The sequence below is a fragment of the Janthinobacterium lividum genome (genome assembly GCF_034424625.1).
In the GTDB taxonomy this organism is placed as follows: Bacteria; Pseudomonadota; Gammaproteobacteria; order Burkholderiales; family Burkholderiaceae_D; genus Janthinobacterium; species Janthinobacterium lividum.
On sequence record NZ_CP139976.1, the window covers coordinates 2,559,423 to 2,577,172 of the forward strand.

General features: G+C 65.2%; 20 protein-coding genes. 10 read left to right on the forward strand and 10 right to left on the reverse strand.

Translation table 11 applies throughout. The annotated features are described in order from the left end of the window. Complete coding sequence (locus U0004_RS11665; protein ID WP_070259136.1) at positions 1–336, forward strand: DUF6616 family protein; 336 nt, start codon at positions 1–3, stop codon at positions 334–336. Positions 337–398: 62 nt separating this feature from the next. Then, positions 399–989 carry a DUF1287 domain-containing protein gene (locus U0004_RS11670; RefSeq protein ID WP_070259133.1) on the forward strand — a complete coding sequence of 197 codons (591 nt, stop codon included), beginning with the start codon at positions 399–401 and terminating at the stop codon, positions 987–989. Here U0004_RS11670 and pdxR read toward each other — a convergent pair. Continuing rightward, a complete protein-coding gene (gene pdxR, locus U0004_RS11675; protein WP_052140421.1) occupies positions 958–2,430 on the reverse strand; it encodes a MocR-like pyridoxine biosynthesis transcription factor PdxR in 1,473 nt (490 codons plus the stop codon). The two genes, U0004_RS11670 and pdxR, sit on opposite strands and share 32 nt — an antisense overlap. Before the next feature lie 104 nt (positions 2,431–2,534). On the opposite strand from pdxR, the gene U0004_RS11680 reads away from it, so the two are divergent. Both U0004_RS11680 and U0004_RS11685 read left to right on the forward strand, forming a co-directional pair. Continuing rightward, positions 2,535–2,975, forward strand: a complete 441-nt coding sequence (locus U0004_RS11680; protein WP_070259131.1) for a carboxymuconolactone decarboxylase family protein — start codon at positions 2,535–2,537, stop codon at positions 2,973–2,975. An 80-nt stretch (positions 2,976–3,055) separates the two neighbouring features. After that, positions 3,056–3,352: a hypothetical protein gene (locus tag U0004_RS11685; protein WP_070259129.1), complete on the forward strand. Its 297-nt coding sequence runs from the start codon at positions 3,056–3,058 to the stop codon at positions 3,350–3,352. 79 nt (positions 3,353–3,431) lie between these two features. On the opposite strand, the gene U0004_RS11690 is transcribed toward U0004_RS11685, so the two are convergent. Next, the gene (locus U0004_RS11690; protein WP_070259127.1) at positions 3,432–4,607 is read right to left on the reverse strand and encodes a multidrug effflux MFS transporter; all 1,176 of its coding nucleotides are present in this window, start codon (positions 4,605–4,607) and stop codon (positions 3,432–3,434) included. A gap of 189 nt (positions 4,608–4,796) precedes the next feature. On the opposite strand from U0004_RS11690, the gene epsC reads away from it, so the two are divergent. Then, the gene (gene epsC, locus U0004_RS11695; RefSeq protein WP_052140419.1) at positions 4,797–5,735 is read left to right on the forward strand and encodes a serine O-acetyltransferase EpsC; all 939 of its coding nucleotides are present in this window, start codon (positions 4,797–4,799) and stop codon (positions 5,733–5,735) included. Between the two features lie 123 nt (positions 5,736–5,858). Here epsC and U0004_RS11700 read toward each other — a convergent pair whose 3' ends face one another. The 6 genes from U0004_RS11700 to U0004_RS11725 form a co-directional block, all read right to left on the reverse strand. Next, entirely contained in the window at positions 5,859–6,338 is a 480-nt protein-coding gene (locus tag U0004_RS11700; RefSeq protein WP_070259125.1) for an META domain-containing protein, read from the reverse strand. 73 nt (positions 6,339–6,411) lie between these two features. Next, positions 6,412–7,311: a subclass B3 metallo-beta-lactamase gene (gene bla, locus U0004_RS11705; RefSeq protein WP_070259123.1), complete on the reverse strand. Its 900-nt coding sequence runs from the start codon at positions 7,309–7,311 to the stop codon at positions 6,412–6,414. Positions 7,312–7,376: 65 nt separating this feature from the next. Beyond that, entirely contained in the window at positions 7,377–8,180 is an 804-nt protein-coding gene (locus tag U0004_RS11710; RefSeq protein WP_147284978.1) for a hypothetical protein, read from the reverse strand. A 72-nt stretch (positions 8,181–8,252) separates the two neighbouring features. Continuing rightward, complete coding sequence (locus U0004_RS11715) at positions 8,253–9,644, reverse strand: LLM class flavin-dependent oxidoreductase (protein ID WP_070259119.1); 1,392 nt, start codon at positions 9,642–9,644, stop codon at positions 8,253–8,255. A 3-nt stretch (positions 9,645–9,647) separates the two neighbouring features. Next, entirely contained in the window at positions 9,648–10,475 is an 828-nt protein-coding gene (locus U0004_RS11720) for a MetQ/NlpA family ABC transporter substrate-binding protein (RefSeq protein ID WP_070259117.1), read from the reverse strand. 21 nt (positions 10,476–10,496) lie between these two features. Then, on the reverse strand, positions 10,497–11,711 hold the full coding sequence (locus U0004_RS11725; RefSeq protein WP_070259115.1) for an acyl-CoA dehydrogenase family protein: 1,215 nt from the start codon (positions 11,709–11,711) through the stop codon (positions 10,497–10,499). Between the two features lie 253 nt (positions 11,712–11,964). Between U0004_RS11725 and ssuE the strand changes: the two genes are divergently transcribed. From ssuE to U0004_RS11750, 5 genes are read left to right on the forward strand one after another with little or no spacing between them, the layout of a single operon-like run. Next, positions 11,965–12,585 carry an NADPH-dependent FMN reductase gene (gene ssuE, locus U0004_RS11730; protein ID WP_070259113.1) on the forward strand — a complete coding sequence of 207 codons (621 nt, stop codon included), beginning with the start codon at positions 11,965–11,967 and terminating at the stop codon, positions 12,583–12,585. A 24-nt stretch (positions 12,586–12,609) separates the two neighbouring features. After that, positions 12,610–13,608 carry a sulfonate ABC transporter substrate-binding protein gene (locus U0004_RS11735; protein WP_070259111.1) on the forward strand — a complete coding sequence of 333 codons (999 nt, stop codon included), beginning with the start codon at positions 12,610–12,612 and terminating at the stop codon, positions 13,606–13,608. Positions 13,609–13,641: 33 nt separating this feature from the next. Then, the gene (gene ssuD, locus U0004_RS11740; RefSeq protein WP_070259109.1) at positions 13,642–14,802 is read left to right on the forward strand and encodes an FMNH2-dependent alkanesulfonate monooxygenase; all 1,161 of its coding nucleotides are present in this window, start codon (positions 13,642–13,644) and stop codon (positions 14,800–14,802) included. Position 14,803: 1 nt separating this feature from the next. Then, a complete protein-coding gene (gene ssuC / locus U0004_RS11745) occupies positions 14,804–15,595 on the forward strand; it encodes an aliphatic sulfonate ABC transporter permease SsuC (RefSeq protein WP_070259107.1) in 792 nt (263 codons plus the stop codon). A 17-nt stretch (positions 15,596–15,612) separates the two neighbouring features. Then, positions 15,613–16,443, forward strand: a complete 831-nt coding sequence (locus U0004_RS11750; RefSeq protein WP_070259291.1) for an ATP-binding cassette domain-containing protein — start codon at positions 15,613–15,615, stop codon at positions 16,441–16,443. Here U0004_RS11750 and U0004_RS11755 read toward each other — a convergent pair. Together U0004_RS11755 and U0004_RS11760 are read right to left on the reverse strand one after the other, a co-directional pair. Further along, positions 16,400–17,110: an HAD-IA family hydrolase gene (locus tag U0004_RS11755; protein WP_070259105.1), complete on the reverse strand. Its 711-nt coding sequence runs from the start codon at positions 17,108–17,110 to the stop codon at positions 16,400–16,402. The two genes, U0004_RS11750 and U0004_RS11755, sit on opposite strands and share 44 nt — an antisense overlap. Positions 17,111–17,165: 55 nt before the next feature. Beyond that, positions 17,166–17,633 carry an META domain-containing protein gene (locus tag U0004_RS11760; RefSeq protein WP_070259103.1) on the reverse strand — a complete coding sequence of 156 codons (468 nt, stop codon included), beginning with the start codon at positions 17,631–17,633 and terminating at the stop codon, positions 17,166–17,168. Positions 17,634–17,750 lie beyond the last annotated feature (117 nt).

Sequence of the window (17,750 nt, forward strand, 5' to 3'; positions counted from 1 at the left end):
ATGCATTACCTGTTAGAACTGTACAGTCCGAAACCGGCCTGGCTGGCCCTCGATGGCGCCGCGCGCCAGGCGTATTTCGATACGGTGGGCGCCGGCATGGCGGTCTTGTCCGGCACGGGCGCCGAAGCGCTGGCCATGGGCGCCATCGATGGCGGCAAGCTGCATGCGGCTGCCCAGCAATTCTATGCCGTCTGGCGCTTCCCGGACGAGGCGGCACTGAACGCCTTGCTGGCCGGCATCGCCGCTACGGGCTGGCATGATTATTTCGATACCATCAATGCGGCCGGCCCGGCCGTGGATTTTCCTGGCCACCTGGCGCAGCTGGCCGGCGTCTAAGCGTACGGCGTTTTCCTTGCCGCTGCGGTAAAGTTGGCATTTTCATCCGACCATTGACGTTGATGCCGACCAAACTGCTCCCCATCCTGATGCTTGCCCTGGCGCCCATGCTGGCGTCGGCCATCCCTGCCACCCCGCAAGCCCTCGTCGTCGCCGCCCGCAAGCAGGTGGGCGTGACCCTGCAGTACGACCCGCGCTACGAACGGCTCGCCTATCCGGGCGGCGACGTGCCGATAGAGCGGGGCGTGTGCACGGACGTGGTCGTGCGCGCCTACCGCCAGCTGGGGCAGGATTTGCAGGTGCTGGTGCACGAAGACATGCGCAAGGCGTGGCAGGTGTACCAGCAGCAGGGACGCTGGCAAATGAAGGGGCCGGACCGCAATATTGACCACCGCCGCGTGCCGAACCTGGGCACGTACTTTGCCCGCCACGGCACCAGCCTGTCGCCAAGCAAGGAAGCGAACGCTTACCGCGCGGGCGACATCGTCACCTGGCGCCTGCCGCGCAACCTCACGCACATCGGCATCGTCAGCGACAAGCAGTCATGGAGCGGCGTGCCGCTCATCATCCACAACATCGGCGAGGGTGCGCGCGAGGAAAATATTTTGTTCAGCTATCCCATCACGGGACATTATCGCTGGCAGCCCCGTTGACGGCCAGCGGTGCTATTTCCTGCAGGATCGCCAGCACCTGGGCCAGCGCCGTATCGATATCGAGCTTGTCGATGGCGCCATAGCCGAGGAACAGGCCTTCGTGACGCGCCACGCCATGGTAAAAGCCCGATAGCGCATACAGGCTGATGTCCGCCAGGCGCGCGCGGCGCAGCAATTCGGCGATGTCGAGCGGCGCCTGGGCCAGGGCCGCCACGTGGAAGCCGGCGCTGGCCGGCACGAGGCGGAACCACGGCGCCAACGGGCCGTTGAACCAGTGCTGCAGCCGCTCGCGGCGGCCCGCATAAATGTCGTGGCAGCGGCGTATGTGGCGCAGCAAATGGCCGTCGCCGATGAACTTGGCCAGCGCATGCTGGCCCAGGCTGGCCGTATGGCAATCGCTCAGGTATTTCACCGTTTCCACGGCGGCCACGATGGCTTGCGGCAGCACTGCATAGCCGAGCCGCAATTCCGGCAGCATGATCTTGGAAAAGCTGCCCACATGGGCCACGACGCCATAGCGGTCCATGCTTTGCAGGGAATCCTCGGGCCGGCCTTCGTAGCGGAAGGCGCTGTCGTAGTCGTCCTCGATGATGATGGCACCCAGTTGCTGGGCCCGCTCCAGCAAGGCATGGCGTCGCGCCATGCTCATCGGCATGCCCAGCGGAAATTGATGCGCGGGCGTGACATAGATCAAGCGCGTACCGTCGGGAATCTGCCCGACGATGAGGCCATCCTCGTCCACTTCGATGCCCACCACGCGGGCGCCCTGGCTGGCGAACACGGCGCGCGCCACCGGGTAGCCGGGTTCTTCCACGGCAACCGTGTCACCGGGCTCCAGCAAGGTCAGCGCCAGCAGGTGCAAGGCTTGCTGCGCGCCGCTGGTGACGAGCACTTGTTCCTCGGTGCAATGGATACCGCGGCTGAAGGCGGCATGGCCGGCAATCGCCGCGCGCAAGGATGGCAAGCCGGCGACAGGCGCATAGCGGCCGCGCGCCTGTCCACCCTGGCGCAGCGCGTGCAGCATGCAGGCGCGCCATTCATCCTGCGGGAAGTGCGCGGGCGTGGCGCGGCCGCCGATGAAGGCATAGCGCGCGGGCTCTTCCTGGCTGGCACGGCGCAGGGGCGTGGGTGTCGCTTCCCAGCGGGCGATGCGCTGCGCGCTGGCCAGCGGCGTGCTGGCGTGGCGGCGCTGCGGCGAGGCGTGCGGCGTCTGCACGAAGCTGCCCACGCCCACTTTGCCGACCAGCAGCTTTTCATAACCGAGCTTGTCATACACGTCGGAGACCGTCTTGCGCGACAGCCCCAGCTGGCTGGCCAGCAGGCGTGAGGGCGGCAATTGCTGGCCGTCCGTCAGCCGGCCCGAGCGGATGGCTTCGCTGAGCTGGCGGTACAGCTGGCCGCCCAGGTCGCGCGTGCCGTCGATCAGGATATGTAATTCCATGGTGTGTCTGCTGGTGGTCTGCTGTTTTTCGGGGGGATTGGCCTGCCGCGCGTACTGCTTGCGCTTCTACAATAGTGCATCTTTACTCTATCAAGGAATGCATCATGACACAGCAACGACTCGACTTCACACAAGCTTCGCCGGACGCCGTCAAGGCCATGTACGCGCTGGAAGCGGCGATCGCCAAGCTGGGCGTGGAACACTCGCTGCTCGAGCTGATCCGCCTGCGCGCCTCGCAAATCAACGGCTGCGCCTATTGCGTGGACATGCACACGAGCGACGCGCGCAAGGCCGGCGAAACGGAACGTCGCCTGTATGCCGTGTCCGTCTGGCGCGAAACGCCGTTCTTCACTCCGCGCGAGCGGGCCGTTCTGGCCTGGACGGAGGCGCTGACCCTGCTGCCGCAGAACCATGCTCCCGACGCAGACTATGCGGCGCTGGCGGAACAATTGACGCCGGCGGAAATGGTCAACGTGACCCTGGCCATCGGCTCCATCAATACCTGGAACCGCCTGGCCGTGGGCTTTCGCAAGATGCCCGAATAAATCCTGTGTTCGTTCGCGAACAGACGCCTGGCTGGTCCCTGGGTAGGCTGGCAAAATAACTTGTCAGCGAGGGAACGGCCATGGAAGTCAATATTAGCGAAGCAATTGAAAAGACTCCGGAACAGCTGGAAGAGACGCGCCGCGAATTCGTCGCCGAACTGTGGCGGCGCTTTGAAGCCTTGCAGGAGTGGGCCGTCAGCCACTGGCCTGACCAGCACAACCCCTTGAGTTCCGCCGACTTCGTCGAGGCGCGCAAGGAAATCTTGAGTCTGCGTTCGCCGGCCGGTTCCTTGAACCAGCCTGTGCAGCGGAATGAAGCGGAACCGGAGCAGGGCGGGGCGCAATACCAGGATGTGACGCCGGCACCGTGGCCGTAGGTCGGATTAGCGCTTGCGCGTAATCCGACGTCACCCGCCAACAATGTTGTCGGATTACGCGCTTGCGCGCTAATCCGACCTACGTTTCTGCCTTACCCTGCGCAAACACCCAGCAAACCAAACTCACCAGCAATCCCGCCATCACGCCATACGCCAGATTCAAGGCGCTGTCGAACAGCAGCGGCGCCACCAGGCCCGAGACCAGCGCGAACAGCAGCATCTGGATGAACGACTGCATCGACGATGCCAGGCCGCTGTTGTTGGGGAAGTGGTTCAGGGCCATCAGGGTCATCGGCGGCATGGCGATCGACAGGGCGAACGAGTAGAAGAACAGCGGCAGCACGGCCCACGGCACTTCGGCGGCGAAGACATAGTTGTAGCCGATGTTGGCTGCAGCCGCCACCAGCATCAGGATAAAGCCGGCCCAGATCATCTGGCGCTGGCTGTAGCGGTGGGCGATCTTCGCCGACAGGGCCGAACCGAACACCATGCCGCTGATCAGGGGAATGAACAGCCAGGCAAATGCCGTTTCCGGCAGGTGCAGGATGTTGATGATGAAGTAGGCGGCCGAACCGATGTACAAGGCGAAGCCGCCAAAGGCGGCGCCGATGGCTGTCGACAGCAGCAGGAACTGGCGGTGGCACAGCACTTTCCAGTAATTGACGGCGATATCGCCCAGGTGGAAGGCGTGGCGCTGCTCCTTCGGCAAGCTTTCCGGCAGCGCGCGCCAGACGACGACGAACATCAGCACGCCAAACGCCGTCAGGAACCAGAAGATCCAGCGCCAGCCCAGGCCCACTTGCAGCCAGCCGCCCAGCACGGGGGCGATGGCCGGCGCCAGCGCGAACACCATCATGATGTGCGAGAGGATTTTTTGCGCGGCGGCGCCCGAATAGCGGTCTTGCACGATGGCGCGCCCGATCACGGAACCGGCGCCCGCCGAAAGTCCCTGCAGCACGCGCCAGGCCAGCAGCCAGCCCAGCGACGGCGCCAGCGCGGCGCCCACGGAGGCGATCACATACAGCACCAGCGAGACGAGAATCACGGGACGGCGGCCGAACGAGTCGGACAGCGTGCCGTAAAACAGCATCATGAAGGCGAACGTGAACAGGAAAAAGCTCAGGGTTTGCTGCACCAGCAGGGGGCTGGCATTGAAATCTTGCACGATGGCGGGGAACGACGGCAGATAGGTGTCAATTGCAAGCGGTCCGACCATCGCCAGGCCCGCCAAAATCCATGTTAATAATTTAGTCATGTTGAAGAGTGTTTTTGTTAGCCCGTCATTTTACGCTAGTGGACGCAATCGGGTTTGGCGCCGGCCTTGTTTGTCATTCATATGTGTTTTTCGCATATGGAATCTTGAAATTCTTCGTTTGCATCGCTTGTCGCCACCGCTATGCTTGGGCGACCCGGCTTGTTTGCCATTTTCTGGAAGTGATACGCCATGCACAGTATTTATCCCGCGGCGCCCGCCGACGACACGGCCCAGTGGAATCTGGGGCCCGTGATCCAGGCCTTGCGCAGCTCGCGCGAAGACAAGCACAAGATCCGCCATAACGGCAGGGTGCGCGAACTGCCGTCGCGCGAAGCCCTCACCACCATCGTCAACGGCCTGTCGGCGGCCCTGTTCCCCACGCATTACGGGCGGCCCAACCTGACGGACGAAAGCATCGATTATTTTGTCGGCGACACCCTTAACACCACCCTGAACCGCCTCAGCGAACAGGTGCGGCGCGGCTTGCTGTTCTCAGTGCCGGCCGGCGATGAGGGGGATGCCGCCAGCGACGACGCGGCCTTGGCGCAGCAGGCGCGCGACATCACCCGCGCATTCGCCGCCAGCCTGCCCGATATCCGCGCCCTGCTGGTGTCGGACGTGCAGGCCGCGTATGCGGGCGACCCGGCCGCCACCTCGGTGGCCGAGATCATGCTGTGCTACCCGGGCACCATCGCCATCCTGTACCACCGCCTGGCGCACCGCCTGCACGCGCTCGGCGCACCGTTCCTGGCGCGCCTGATCGCCGACATCGCGCACACCCTGACGGGCATCGACATCCACCCGGGCGCGCACATCGGCGCCTCCTTCTTCATCGACCACGGCACGGGCGTGGTGATCGGCGAGACGGCCATCATCGGCCAGCGCGTGCGCCTGTATCAGGCCGTCACCCTGGGCGCCAAGCGTTTTCCCGCCGATGCTTCCGGCGCGCTGATCAAGGGCACGCCGCGCCACCCCATCGTCGAGGACGACGTGGTGATATACGCGGGCGCGACCGTGCTGGGGCGCATCACCATCGGCGCGGGATCGACTATCGGGGGGAATGTGTGGCTGACGCAGAGCGTGCCAGCGAACAGTAATGTATCGCAGGCGCAGATGCGCAACGACTGAATAGTGGCCGAGAAAACGTCCATGACGGCGTTGCAGCGCCTTGGCGTACTAGCGTACTGCCTGCGGCGCTGCGCCTTGCCCTGAACGTTTTTCGGGCACTCTTCACATGCGGGAGTGCGGGTTTTACTTCACCGTCAGCGCTTCATAGCGCGCCACGGGCACGCCATCCTTCAGCAGCAGCAATTCCTGGTCGGCGTAGCGGTAGCCATTGACTTCGCCCAGGGTGGTCAGCAGCAGGCGTTCCAGGTCCATGTCCTGCGGCTGGCACATCATCATGGTGCCGGCCATCTGTCCAAAGTTCAGGGTGCTGACGCCATCGCTGGTGTAGCCGCCCATCATCTGGTTGCAGCCGCTGTTGCCGCTGGCGCGGCCTTCAGCCAGCAGCAGGGTCACTTCGCGCTGTTCGGGCGCCTTGCGCACCACTGGCTTGCCCTTCAATTCCATCAGCTTCCACTGCGTGCCCGTCAGCTTCGGTGCCGGCTTGGCGGGCGAGGTGGCGCCTGGCGCAGCGGCGGCAGCGTCGCTGCGCACCGGCGTTTGCGCGCAGCCGGCAGTGATGGCGACGATGGCGGCGAGGGGAATTAGGCTGGCGAGTTTGAACATGGCGGTTCCTTCTTTAAATGAATGGCGCCAGCGTAGCAGATCGGCGCCACGCCAGCGTGCACGGTTGACAAGCCTACCGTTCCTGCTCCAGGCGCGCCTCGAGCACGGTGCGCGCCGTCGCCACGTAGGCGCGGCAGGCCTGCGGGTCGATGAACGCCTCGCTGCCGGCCGTGGCACTCGCTTCCAGCCGCTCCCACAGCTGCGACGCCTCCGGGTGGGCGGAGATCAGCACGTCGCAAGGCAGTTTTTCCAGGGTCTCGAAGCTGCGGCGCAAGTCCGCCACCGCGTTCGGATATTCGCTGCTGGCGCTGAACTTGAAACCGGGACGCGAGACGGCGTTGAGGCTGTCCGCGTAGACCATGTTCAGGCAGCGGGGGCCGTCGCACGATTGCCACGTCCAGCTCAAGCCTCCGGGCGTGTGGCCCGGCGTGGCGTGCGCCGTCAGGTTGACGGGACCGACGTTGAACCGGCCGCCGTCGCGCGCCAGGCGCATGTCCTTGACGGGCGGGTACTTGGGCAGCGCGTGGTATTGCGGGTCGTCCGGCCCCACTTCGCCCGACGCCAGGTCCAGCGCCGCCGACGGGCTGGCGGCCACCAGCGCATTGCTGCGCTGCTGCAGTTCGGCCAGGCCACCCGCATGGTCGATATGGCCGTGCGAATTGAGGATCAGCTTGACGTCCTCGATGCGAAAACCCAGCGTGCCGATATTGGCGCTGATCTTGGGCGCCGATTCCGGCAAGCCGCCGTCGATCAGCACGTGGCCCTGCGGCGACGTCACCAGCACGGAACTGAGGCCTTTGACGCCCACATAATAGGTATTGCCGAAGATGCGAAAGGGGGCCTGGTCCGCATTCCAGGTGGCGCAGACATCGCAGCCAGGCGTCGGCGGCGTGACTGGCGCTTGCGCCAATGCCAGGGAGCCATGGCCTGCCAGCAGCGCCAGTGCCAGCGCGCGCGTAAGAGTGGGGGGCATTGCGATCCTTATCCGTGGTGCCAGGGTGGCATATGCTGACATGGAACGGGGCGCGACGCAAATGGTCACAAGGATGCGGGCGGTGTACCGGCGGCATCAAGGTACACCAGTTCTATCAGGGTATCGTCCGCATAGCGGGTGTCGCCCAAGGGGGCCAGGAAGGACGTGCCGCCATTTTTCACCTGCAGCGCGACGCGGCGCTCGCCATCGAGCAGGGTGGCGCTGGCGATGGCCGGATCGCTGTACGTGCTCATCTTGAGTTCAATGGCGGAGCACCAGTCGGTGGTGCGCAGCTTGGTGGCGACCAGGGTGCGTAGCAAGAAGGGCGTCTCTTTCTTGGCAATGGCGATGCCGACCTGGCACTGCAGGCGCAGGTCGCCCAGGCGGCGCATGCCGGGCGGTACGTCGTCGCTGCGGACGCTGGCTTGCCAGCGGAACCGGTCTTTTTTCTGGTTGGTGACCAGGTCCGCGTCGTCGCTGTCGGCTTGCGCGCTGCGGGGCAGCACAAAGCTGCCATCGGCAGACAGGGGCACGCTGATCGCCGTCTCGTTGCCGACGATGCGCAAGGTTGCGTCCCGCAGGGCATCGGCCGCGACACCGGGGGCGGGAATCAGCTGGAAGCGCACTTCGCGTGCCCTGGGCGCCAGTGCATGGTGATCGTCAAAGGCATCGAGGCCGGCGGCCATCACGCGGTAGGACTTGAGTTCCGGGTTGCGGATGCTGCTGACGTGGACGGACTGGCTGGTGTCGGCCGGCGCGGCCCGCTCGTCGTTTTGCGCGGCGGCCTGGCCACCGCACAGCAGGCTGGCGGCCAGGACGCCGCAGGCGAGGAGGGTAGCTGGTTTGTCTGGAGACGAAAAGGAATGCACGCACTTGCCCATGTATTATTAACACGGCAAGCTAACATGAATGGCAGGGCTTGTCACTGCCCCGCCTGGCATTCATGCGGCGGCCAGGGTGGCGCTGTCCGGTGCGATGCTGACCTGCCGGCCCGCGTGATCGGCGGGCAGGCGGGGGCCCTGGCCGAAGACCTTGTGGCGCAAGCTGCCTTCCTCGTATTGGGTGCGGTAGCGGCCGCGCCGCTGCAGTTCCGGCACGATGTGTTCCACCACGTCGGCCATGCTGTCGTGGGCCACGGCGAAGGCGAGGTTGAAGCCGTCGATGCCCGTCTCGTCGAGCCAGTTTTCCAGCTGGTCGGCCACCTGGCGCGCATCGCCCACCAGCACCGGGCCGCGTCCGCCCAGGCCGATGTATTCGGCCGCTTCGCGTACCGTCCATGTGCGACTCGGGTCGGCCTGGCTGAACGAGGCCAGCGCCGAGCGGCCGGCCGGGGAATCGATGTAGTCGATGGTGGCGTCGAGCGGGTAGCGGCTGAAATCGACGCCCGTCCAGCCGGACAGCAGCACGAGGGCCGCCTCGATATTCACGTGGCGCAGGTAGTCGGCATGCTTGGCGCGCGCTTCTTCCTCTGTGGCGCCCGTGATGACCAGCGCCTGCGCGTAGATCAGCAGCGCGTCGCCATCGCGGCCGGCCTGCCGCACGGCGGCGCGCAGGTCGTCGGCGTAGCGTTTCACAACCGTCTTGCTGGGGCCACTGACAAAGGTGGCTTCCGCATGGCGCGCCGCGAAGCGCGTGCCGCGCGGCGAGGTACCCGCCTGGTACAGCAGGGGCGTGCGCTGCGGCGACGGCTCGCACAAATGGATGCCGGGCACCTGGTAGTGGCGCCCGGCATGGTTGATTGGATGGACTCTGGCCGGATCGGCATAGATGCCGCGTGTCTTGTCGTTGACGACGGCGTCGTCGTCCCAGCTTTTTTCCCACAGCTTGTAGACGACGTCGAGGTATTCGTCGGCCAGGTCGTAGCGCTCGTCGTGGCCCAGTTGCTGGCCCAGGCCCAGGTTGCGCGCCGCGCTATCGAGATAGCCGGTGACGATATTCCAGCCGATGCGCCCGCCAGTCAGGTGGTCGAGGGTGGACATGCGCCGCGCGAACGTGTACGGATGTTCATAGGTGAGGGCGCAGGTGACGCCGAAACCCAGGTGCGTGGTCGCCTGCGCCATGATGGGCACGAGGGCCAGCGGGTCGTTCAGCGGCACCTGCACGCCGTGTTCCAGGGCCGCATCGAGGCTGCCCCGGTACACGTCATACACGCCCAGCACGTCGGCCAGGAACACCGCGTCGAACAGACCCGCTTCTAGCAGCCGCGCCAGTTCCGTCCAGTGCTGCGGATCGGTATAGCGGTGGCTGCGGTCGCGCGCATGCGTCCACAGGCCCGGCGACTGGTGGCCGACGGTATTCATCTGGAAGGCGTTGAAGCGTATCGTCTTTGCCATGGCTTACTTGGCCGCCGTCTGCAAGGCTTGCTGGTAGTCGGGTTTCGAATAGCCGGCAAAGTGTTTATTCGTGATGTCGAGGAATTCGCGCGAGCGGTAGGCGGCCGCCAGGTCTTTTGCGAACTGCTTGTCCTTGTCCGCCGTGCGCACGGCTACCAGGTTGATGTAGTTGGGCGAGATTTTCTCGGCCACCAGCGCGTCCGTCAGTTTCAGCCCCGACGCCAGCGCGTAATTGCCGTTGATGAAGGAGTAGTCGGTGTCGCCCAGCGAGCGTGGCAGCTGTGCCGCTTCCAGCGGCAGCAGCTTGATTTTCCTGGTGTTGACGGCGATATCCTTTTCCGACGCGCGCACGGGGTCGAAGCTGGCGCGCAGCTTGATCCAGCCCAGCTGGTCGAGCAGCACCAGCGCGCGTGCCTGGTTGGTCGGATCGTTCGGCAAGCCCACCGTCGTGCCTTCCTTCACGTCGTCCAGGGTCTTGTGCTTCTTGCTGTAGATGGCAATCGGCGCCGTGGGGATCGTGATCAGGTCCGTCAGGGCCAGCTTGTGCTCCAGCGCGAATTTCTTCAGGTAGACGATGTGCTGGAAGACGTTGGCGTCCAGCGAACCCTCGGCCAGCGCGAAGTTCGGCTGGATGTAGTCGTTGAATTCCACCAGCTTGACCTTGTAGCCCTGCTTTTCCAGGATGGGCTTGATGCCCAGCTTGATCTGGTCCGCGTACGGCCCGGCGCTGGTGCCGATGGTGATGTCCTTCGGGTCCTTGGCGTGGGCGAAGGTGGCCGTCAAGGCCAGGGTCAGGGCGCTGAGGAGGATGCTGCGGCGGGCGATGGTCATGGTGGCTCCTTGGTGGGTGAATTATGAATACGCGGTTGGTTCGGGCACCGTGCCGGTCAAGGCAAAGCGTCCCAGGTCGCGCAGCTTGTAGTCGATGGGGTCGTGCAGGGTATGCACGCGCACGTTGCGCCAGAAACGGTCGTAGCCATACTGGGCCGAGGTGGAACGGGCGCCCGTCAGTTCGAACATCTGGCTGCTGATTTCCAGCCCAGCCTTGTGCGCCAGGCACTTGGCTTCGGCCACGGCCACGGCCAGCAAGCCCCGTTCGCGCGCCGTCACCAGCGCGCCCTTGCGGAACACCTTTTCCAGTTCCTGCGCCGCCGCGTCGGCCAGCACTTGCGCGGGACGCAGCAAGAGCCACAGCTGGCCGTAGCGGTGCTGCACCAATGGGTCGTCCGTTGCCTTGGCCACGCCCGAGGCAAACCAGGCTTTCGCCTGCTCGTCCGTGTACCGGCGCGCCGCCTCGAACGCGCCTTCGGCGATGCCCAGATAGAGGTTGGCCATGATCAGTTGCGCGATCTGCGAGCGCACGGTGGCTTGCGGCGTGGCGGCCTGCGCGGGCGCTTGCAGCACCAGTTCGCGCGGCAGGGCGACGCCGTGGAAATGCACATTGCCGCTGTCCGTCTGGCGCTGGCCGAAGGCATCCCAGTCCGCCTGCACGGTGACGCCATCCTGGCGCGTGGGCAGGGCGGCGATCAGCGCCGTTTGCGTGGGCGCATGCCAGGCGGAGACGGTCAGCCAGTCCGACCCCACGGAACCGGAAGAAAAGCTCTTGATGCCGTCGAGGGTGAAACCGTCGTCACTGTCGGCCGCGGTGACCCGTTTGTCGAGGGGATTCAAGGCATTGCCCCAGAACAGGCGCTCGTCGACCGTCAAGGCGAGCAGGCGGCGCTGCTGCTGCGCGCTGCCATACAGCTGCAGGCCGGCCAGCTGCAGGTGGTGGAAGCCGAAGACATGCGCCAGTGCGCTGTCGGCCCGCGCCAGGATGCGGATCACCTGGTACACGAGGGGCCACGACGCGCCCTGGCCGCCGAATTCCACGGGGATCGACAAGGTGAGCAAACCCGACTCGCGCAGCCATTCGCGTTCCTGCGCAGCGTGCCCGCCGGCCTGGTCGCGGGCATTGGCCGTTTCAGCCAGGCGCGCGGCCAGCGACGTGGCGATGCTGATGGCGTCCTGCAGGGGTTCCGGCACAGGTGGCTGGGGACGGGCGGCATGGAGAAAAACGCTAGACATGGGTGACATTCCAGAAAGACGATGACGCCGATATTGCACCGCCAGGCACGCGCCGTACACGAAGAAAACCGCGCATGGATATGCGAAAAAAGCCGCGCAAGGAGCGGCGACTTCGCTTGCGGGGCGTCAGGCCTGGATAGTCAAAAAACGCATATCGAAGCGCGAAAGCATTCGTTTTACACGGCTGCTGATGGCGATAGGCTGCAAGCATCCGAGTAACTCCAATCCGACAACGTACAGGGACGGGCATCACATGAGCATCTTGTTATTGGGCGGTAGCCCGCAACTCCCATCGAGTTCCAGCCGTCTGCTGCTGCATATCGGCGAACAGCTGGCGCTGCAGGGCCATAGCTACGCCAAGCTGCATGTGCGCGACTTGCCGGCACAAGCCTTGCTGCTGGCCGACTACGACGACGCGGCGATTGCCCGCGCCGTGCGCGACGTGGCTGACGCGGACGCCATCGTGATCGCCACGCCCATCTACAAGGCTTCATATACCGGCTTGCTGAAAGCCTTCCTCGACCTGTTGCCGCAAGATGGCCTGGCCGGCAAGCTGGTGCTGCCGCTGGCCACGGGCGGCGGCCATGCCCACACCCTGGCGCTCGACTATGCGCTGCGTCCCGTGCTGCATGCGCTGGGCGCCAAGCAAGTCTTCACCAGCATCTATGCCAATGCGCAGCAGCTGGCGTGGCATGAAGAGCGGGGCCTGAGCCTGGATGCGCCGATTGCCGAACGCGTGCAGGCCGGCATCGAGGAACTCTCCACCGGCCTGTTCGTGCTGCAGGGACAGCGCCCGTCCGCGCCGGCCGATATCCCGTTGCCCGTGCGTTCGCTGCAAGACCAGCCTTACGCGCCCCAGTATCAAGCCGCCTGATTATTCACCGACCAAGGAACTGCCATGACACACCGCCACGCACAACGACTCTCGCGCCGTACCACCCTGGGCCTGCTGTTTGCCGCCGCCGCGGGCGTGATGGCGGCCGGCATGCCGGCCGCGGCGCAGGCGCAGGCCAAGGGGGAGGTCCGCATCGGTTACCAGAAATACGGCACGTTGACCCTGCTCAAAGGGCGCGGCACGCTGGAAAAACGCCTGGCAGAGCAGGGCGTGGGCGTGAAATGGACGGAGTTCCCGGCCGGTCCCGTGCTGCTGGAAGGCCTCAACGTGGGCAGCATCGACTTCGGCACCGTGGGCGAGGCGCCGCCGATCTTTGCCCAGGCGGCCGGCGCGAATCTGGTGTATGTCGGCAATGAGCCGGCGTCGCCGGCCAGCGAAGCCATCGTCGTGCCCAAGGGTTCCGGCCTGCGCACCTTGGCCGACTTGAAGGGCAAGAAAATCGCCCTGAACAAGGGCTCGAACGTGCATTACCTGTTATTGAAGGCGCTGGAAAAGGCCGGTGTCGCGTACGCCGACATCCAGCCCGTGTTCCTGCCGCCGGCCGATGCGCGCGCCGCCTTCGAGCGGGGCAGCGTGGACGCGTGGGCCATCTGGGATCCGTTCCTGGCGGCCGCCGAAAAGCAGCTGGGTGCCCGCGTCCTGGCCGATGGCAAGGGCCTGGTGGCGAACTACCAGTTCTACCTGGCCTCGCGCACGTATGCGGAAAAAAATCCCGAGATCCTGCGCATCGTGCTCGATGAAGTGGCCAAGGTCGATGACTGGGGCCGCAACAATCCGGAAGAAGTGGCGACGATCCTCGCCGCGCAGACGGGCTTGAGCAAGGATGTCGTGGCGCTGGCCGCTTCGCGCTATGCGTATGGCGTCAAACCCGTGTCGGTCGATGTCATCGCTTCGCAGCAAAGGGTGGCGGACGCGTTTTCCAGCCTGAAGCTGATTCCGAAACCGATCGTCGTCAAGGACGCGCTGCTGCCGGCGCGCCAGCTGGCCACCAGCACAAAATAAACAAGCAAAGAAACAAGCAAAGGAAAGCACGCCATGTCATTGAATGTCTTCTGGTTCATCCCTACCCACGGCGACAGCCGCTACCTGGGCACGTCGCAGGGCGCGCGCCCCGTCGATGCCGATTATTTGCGTCAGGTGGCGGTGGCCGCCGACACGCTTGGCTACGACGGCGTGCTGCTGCCCACGGGCCGCTCCTGCGAGGACGCGTGGGTGGTGGCGTCGTCGCTGATCAGCGTGACGCAAAAGCTCAAATTCCTCGTGGCCATCCGCCCCGGCCTGTCCACGCCCGGCCTGGCCGTGCGCATGGCGTCCACCTTTGACCGCCTGTCGAACGGGCGCCTCTTGATCAATGTCGTCACGGGCGGCGACCAGGGCGAGCTGGAAGCGGACGGCCTGTTTGCCGACCACGCCAAGCGCTATGAAATTTCCGATGAATTCATCAAGGTGTGGCGCGCCACCCTGGCGGGCGAGGGCGGCGCGGCCGGCTACGATTTCGAGGGCAAGCATATCCAGGTAAAGGGCGCGAAAACCCTGTACCCGCCCGTGCAGAAACCGTATCCGCCCCTGTATTTCGGCGGCTCGTCCGAGCCGGCGCATGAACTGGCGGCCGAGCAGATGGACGTGTACCTGACGTGGGGCGAGCCGCCGGCCGCCGTGGCCGAGAAAATCGCCGACATCCGCGCGCGCGCCGCGAAAAAAGGCCGCACAGTCCGGTTTGGCATCCGATTGCACGTGATCGTGCGCGAAACCAACGAGGCGGCCTGGCGCGCGGCCGATGAACTGATCAGTCACCTGGACGATGACATCATCGCCAAGGCGCAGGCGGCCTTCGGCAAGATGGATTCCGTGGGCCAGCAGCGCATGGCGGCCTTGCATGGCGGGCGGCGCGACAAGCTCGAAGTGTCGCCGAATCTCTGGGCCGGCGTGGGCCTGGTGCGCGGCGGCGCGGGCACGGCCCTGGTCGGCGACGGCCCGACCGTGGTGGCGCGCATGCAGGAATACGCGGACCTGGGCATCGATACCTTCATTTTCTCCGGTTATCCGCACCTGGAAGAGTCGTACCGCTTCGCCGAACTGGTATTTCCGCTGCTGGGCAAGGGCAAGGCCTTGGGTGAGCAGTCACTGACGGGGCCCTTCGGCGAAGTCATGGCCAGCAATATCGTGCCGGCCGCGCCGCAGAAAAAGGCGGCCTGAGATGGCGGCCGGCTCCATACAACGGGCAGGCGCCGCGCCGTGGCGTAATGCCTTGGCGCCATGGGCCTTGCCTGTGGCGCTGCTGCTGGCCTGGCAACTGGCGGCGCAGTGGGGCTGGCTGTCGAGCCGCATCCTGCCCGAGCCGTGGGCCGTGGCGAAAGCCTTCTGGCACCTGGCCGTGTCGGGCGAACTGTGGCTGCACCTGAAAACGAGCTTGTGGCGCGCGACGGTCGGTTTCGCCATCGGCGCGGGACTGGGTTTGCTGCTGGGGTTATTGACGGGCAGCTTCCGCCATGCGGAAACGCTGCTCGACACGACCCTGCAAATGGTGCGCAACATCCCCGCGCTGGCCCTGATTCCGCTGGTGATCCTGTGGTTCGGCATCGACGAGACGGCCAAGCTGTTTCTGCTGGCCGTCGGCGTGTTCTTTCCCGTCTACCTGAATACCTTCCACGGCATCCGCTCGGCCGACCAGGGCTTGATCGAAATGGCGAAAAGCTATGGCTTGTCCGGCTGGCCCTTGTACCGCGACGTGATCCTGCCGGCCGCCATGCCTTCCATTCTGGTGGGCGTGCGCTTTTCGCTGGGCCTCGTGTGGGTGCTGCTGATCGTCGCCGAAACCATCTCGGCGCAGGCCGGCATCGGCTACATGACCATGAATGCGCGCGAATTTTTGCAAACGGACGTGGTGCTGGTGGGGATACTGCTGTATGCCTTGCTGGGCAAGCTGGCCGATTTGTTCTCGCGCCGGCTGGAGCGCCACTGCCTGCGCTGGAATCCCGCTTACCGCTAATGACGAAAGAAGACACCATGCTGCTTGCCCCCATCCAGATCGAAACGGATTTCCTGTCGCACTTCGTGCAGTACGACCCGGCCAGTGCGCCGCCGCAGGCGAAGATAGCCCCACAGGCTCCCTTGCAACGGCGTGGCGTACCCTTGGAGCTGACGAACCTGAGCAAATCCTACACTAGCTGCTCCGTGCTGAAAAACGTCGACCTGCAGCTGGAAGCGGGCGAATTTGTCGCCATCGTGGGGCGCAGCGGCTGCGGCAAGAGTACCTTGCTGCGCTCGATCGCGGGCCTGGAAAGCGTCGATGACGGCAGAATCGCCATCGGCAGCGGCATCGGCGCGCCCGACATCCGCATCATGTTTCAGGAATCGCGTTTGCTGCCGTGGAAGACAGTGCTCGACAACGTGGCCCTGGGCCTGCCCCGTTCCGTCGGTGCGGCGGCCGCTTCGCTGTGGACGGTGGGCCTGGCCGAGCGGGCGGACGACTGGCCGTCGGCCCTGTCGGGCGGGCAGAAACAGCGGGTTGCGCTGGCCCGCGCCCTTGTGCACGAGCCGCAACTGCTGCTGCTCGACGAGCCCTTGGGCGCGCTCGACGCCCTGACGCGCATCGAGATGCAGCAGCTGATCGAGTCGCTGTGGCTGGCGCGCGGCTTCACGGCCGTGCTGGTGACGCATGACGTGGCCGAGGCCGTGGCCCTGGCCGACCGCGTGCTGCTGATCGAGGATGGGCAGATCACCATGGACGTGCAGGTGGATTTGCCGCGCCCGCGACAGCGCGGCCATGCGGCTTTCGCCGCGCTGGAGCAGGCTATCTTGTCGCGGGTGTTGCAGCCATCTCCGCCAGGACAATAAAGCCGTCACCATCGACGGTTGCCACGATGCGCTCGTAGCTGTCGATGGCCGGGTGGCGCGTGGCCAGCGGATGTGCATGCGTGGCAGTGACGACGATGACCTTCGCGCCGGCCGCTTCGCCCGCCTCGATGCCGACCGAGGCATCCTCGAATACCAGGCAATCGGAGGGTGCCACGCCCAGTTTTTCCGCCGCCAGCAAATAGCAATCGGGCCGGGGTTTGCCCGCCTTGACGTCTTCCGCCGTCACCATGATGGCGGGGATGGGCATGCCGGCCGCCTTCAGGCGCGCCGTGGCCAGTGCCCTCGGCGCCGAGGTGACGAGGGCCCATTGCGCGGGCGGCAGCGACTGCAAGAAGCGCAGCGCGCCGGCGATTTCAATAATTCCTTCCACATCGATGATTTCCGCATCCGTGATGCCCTGCGACTCGCGCTGCGCGTCGACGCCGGGCAAGCGCAGCTTGGCGATGGTGTCGACCGAGCGCGCGCCGTGGATGGTGGGCAGGAAGGCCGCCACGTCGAGACCCTGGCGCTGCGCCCAGGTGCCCCAGATGCGTTCGGCGGCGGCGATGGAATTGATGACGGTGCCGTCCATGTCGAATAGAAAAGCCCGGTAGCGGCCGGCGGCCGATGGTGTCGGGGATGAAGACGGCGAGGGCAGTGCGGACATGGCTTCCTTCCGGATGATGGGCTGGAAGCCATTGTAACGGCAGTCGATTTTTATTTCACAGGTAGACCGATTCAAACCGGGCCACAGGCGCGCCATCCTTGAGCAGGATCAGGTACTCGCCTTCGAAGCGGTAGCCCGTCACGCTGTTCAAATTGGCCAATACCGCGCTTTCCAGCCGCATCAGGGGCGGCGGGCAGGCCATGCGCGTGCCGGCCAGTTGCGTGAAGCGCAGGACGTTGCCGCTCAAGGTATAGCCGCCCATCACGCGGTTGCAGCCCGTGAAACCATGGACCTTGCCATCGTCGGTGAGGGTGATGCGCACTTCGCGCTCCTGCTGCGGCGCCATCGTCACGTCGGCGCCATCGAGCTGCGTCAGCTTCCAGTAGGTATTCGTCAGGCTGTACATCGGTGTCAGACCGGTGTCCGGCTTGGCGCTGTCGGGCGTGGTGGCGCAGCCGCCGGCCATGGCGATGGCGGCGGCAAGGGGCAGGTATTTAAGATGATGCGTCAGGCGATGCAGCATGGGATGCTCCTGTGAGGGGGAATACGTGCAGACTAGCAGGTTTTGCGCGCTGCTCAGCGCACGGCAACGGCGATTGTTTCCATTTTGCCAGTCCTGGCATTAAACTCATGCTTTCTA

Coding starts and splice junctions, on each gene's coding strand:
- U0004_RS11665 (WP_070259136.1), top strand. CDS start 1: ATGCATTACCTGTTAGAACTGTACAGTCCGAAACCGGCCTGGCTGGCC.
- U0004_RS11670 (WP_070259133.1), top strand. CDS start 399: ATGCCGACCAAACTGCTCCCCATCCTGATGCTTGCCCTGGCGCCCATG.
- pdxR (WP_052140421.1), bottom strand. CDS start 2,430: ATGGAATTACATATCCTGATCGACGGCACGCGCGACCTGGGCGGCCAG.
- U0004_RS11680 (WP_070259131.1), top strand. CDS start 2,535: ATGACACAGCAACGACTCGACTTCACACAAGCTTCGCCGGACGCCGTC.
- U0004_RS11685 (WP_070259129.1), top strand. CDS start 3,056: ATGGAAGTCAATATTAGCGAAGCAATTGAAAAGACTCCGGAACAGCTG.
- U0004_RS11690 (WP_070259127.1), bottom strand. CDS start 4,607: ATGACTAAATTATTAACATGGATTTTGGCGGGCCTGGCGATGGTCGGA.
- epsC (WP_052140419.1), top strand. CDS start 4,797: ATGCACAGTATTTATCCCGCGGCGCCCGCCGACGACACGGCCCAGTGG.
- U0004_RS11700 (WP_070259125.1), bottom strand. CDS start 6,338: ATGTTCAAACTCGCCAGCCTAATTCCCCTCGCCGCCATCGTCGCCATC.
- bla (WP_070259123.1), bottom strand. CDS start 7,311: ATGCCCCCCACTCTTACGCGCGCGCTGGCACTGGCGCTGCTGGCAGGC.
- U0004_RS11715 (WP_070259119.1), bottom strand. CDS start 9,644: ATGGCAAAGACGATACGCTTCAACGCCTTCCAGATGAATACCGTCGGC.
- U0004_RS11720 (WP_070259117.1), bottom strand. CDS start 10,475: ATGACCATCGCCCGCCGCAGCATCCTCCTCAGCGCCCTGACCCTGGCC.
- U0004_RS11725 (WP_070259115.1), bottom strand. CDS start 11,711: ATGTCTAGCGTTTTTCTCCATGCCGCCCGTCCCCAGCCACCTGTGCCG.
- ssuE (WP_070259113.1), top strand. CDS start 11,965: ATGAGCATCTTGTTATTGGGCGGTAGCCCGCAACTCCCATCGAGTTCC.
- U0004_RS11735 (WP_070259111.1), top strand. CDS start 12,610: ATGACACACCGCCACGCACAACGACTCTCGCGCCGTACCACCCTGGGC.
- ssuD (WP_070259109.1), top strand. CDS start 13,642: ATGTCATTGAATGTCTTCTGGTTCATCCCTACCCACGGCGACAGCCGC.
- ssuC (WP_070259107.1), top strand. CDS start 14,804: ATGGCGGCCGGCTCCATACAACGGGCAGGCGCCGCGCCGTGGCGTAAT.
- U0004_RS11750 (WP_070259291.1), top strand. CDS start 15,613: ATGCTGCTTGCCCCCATCCAGATCGAAACGGATTTCCTGTCGCACTTC.
- U0004_RS11755 (WP_070259105.1), bottom strand. CDS start 17,110: ATGTCCGCACTGCCCTCGCCGTCTTCATCCCCGACACCATCGGCCGCC.
- U0004_RS11760 (WP_070259103.1), bottom strand. CDS start 17,633: ATGCTGCATCGCCTGACGCATCATCTTAAATACCTGCCCCTTGCCGCC.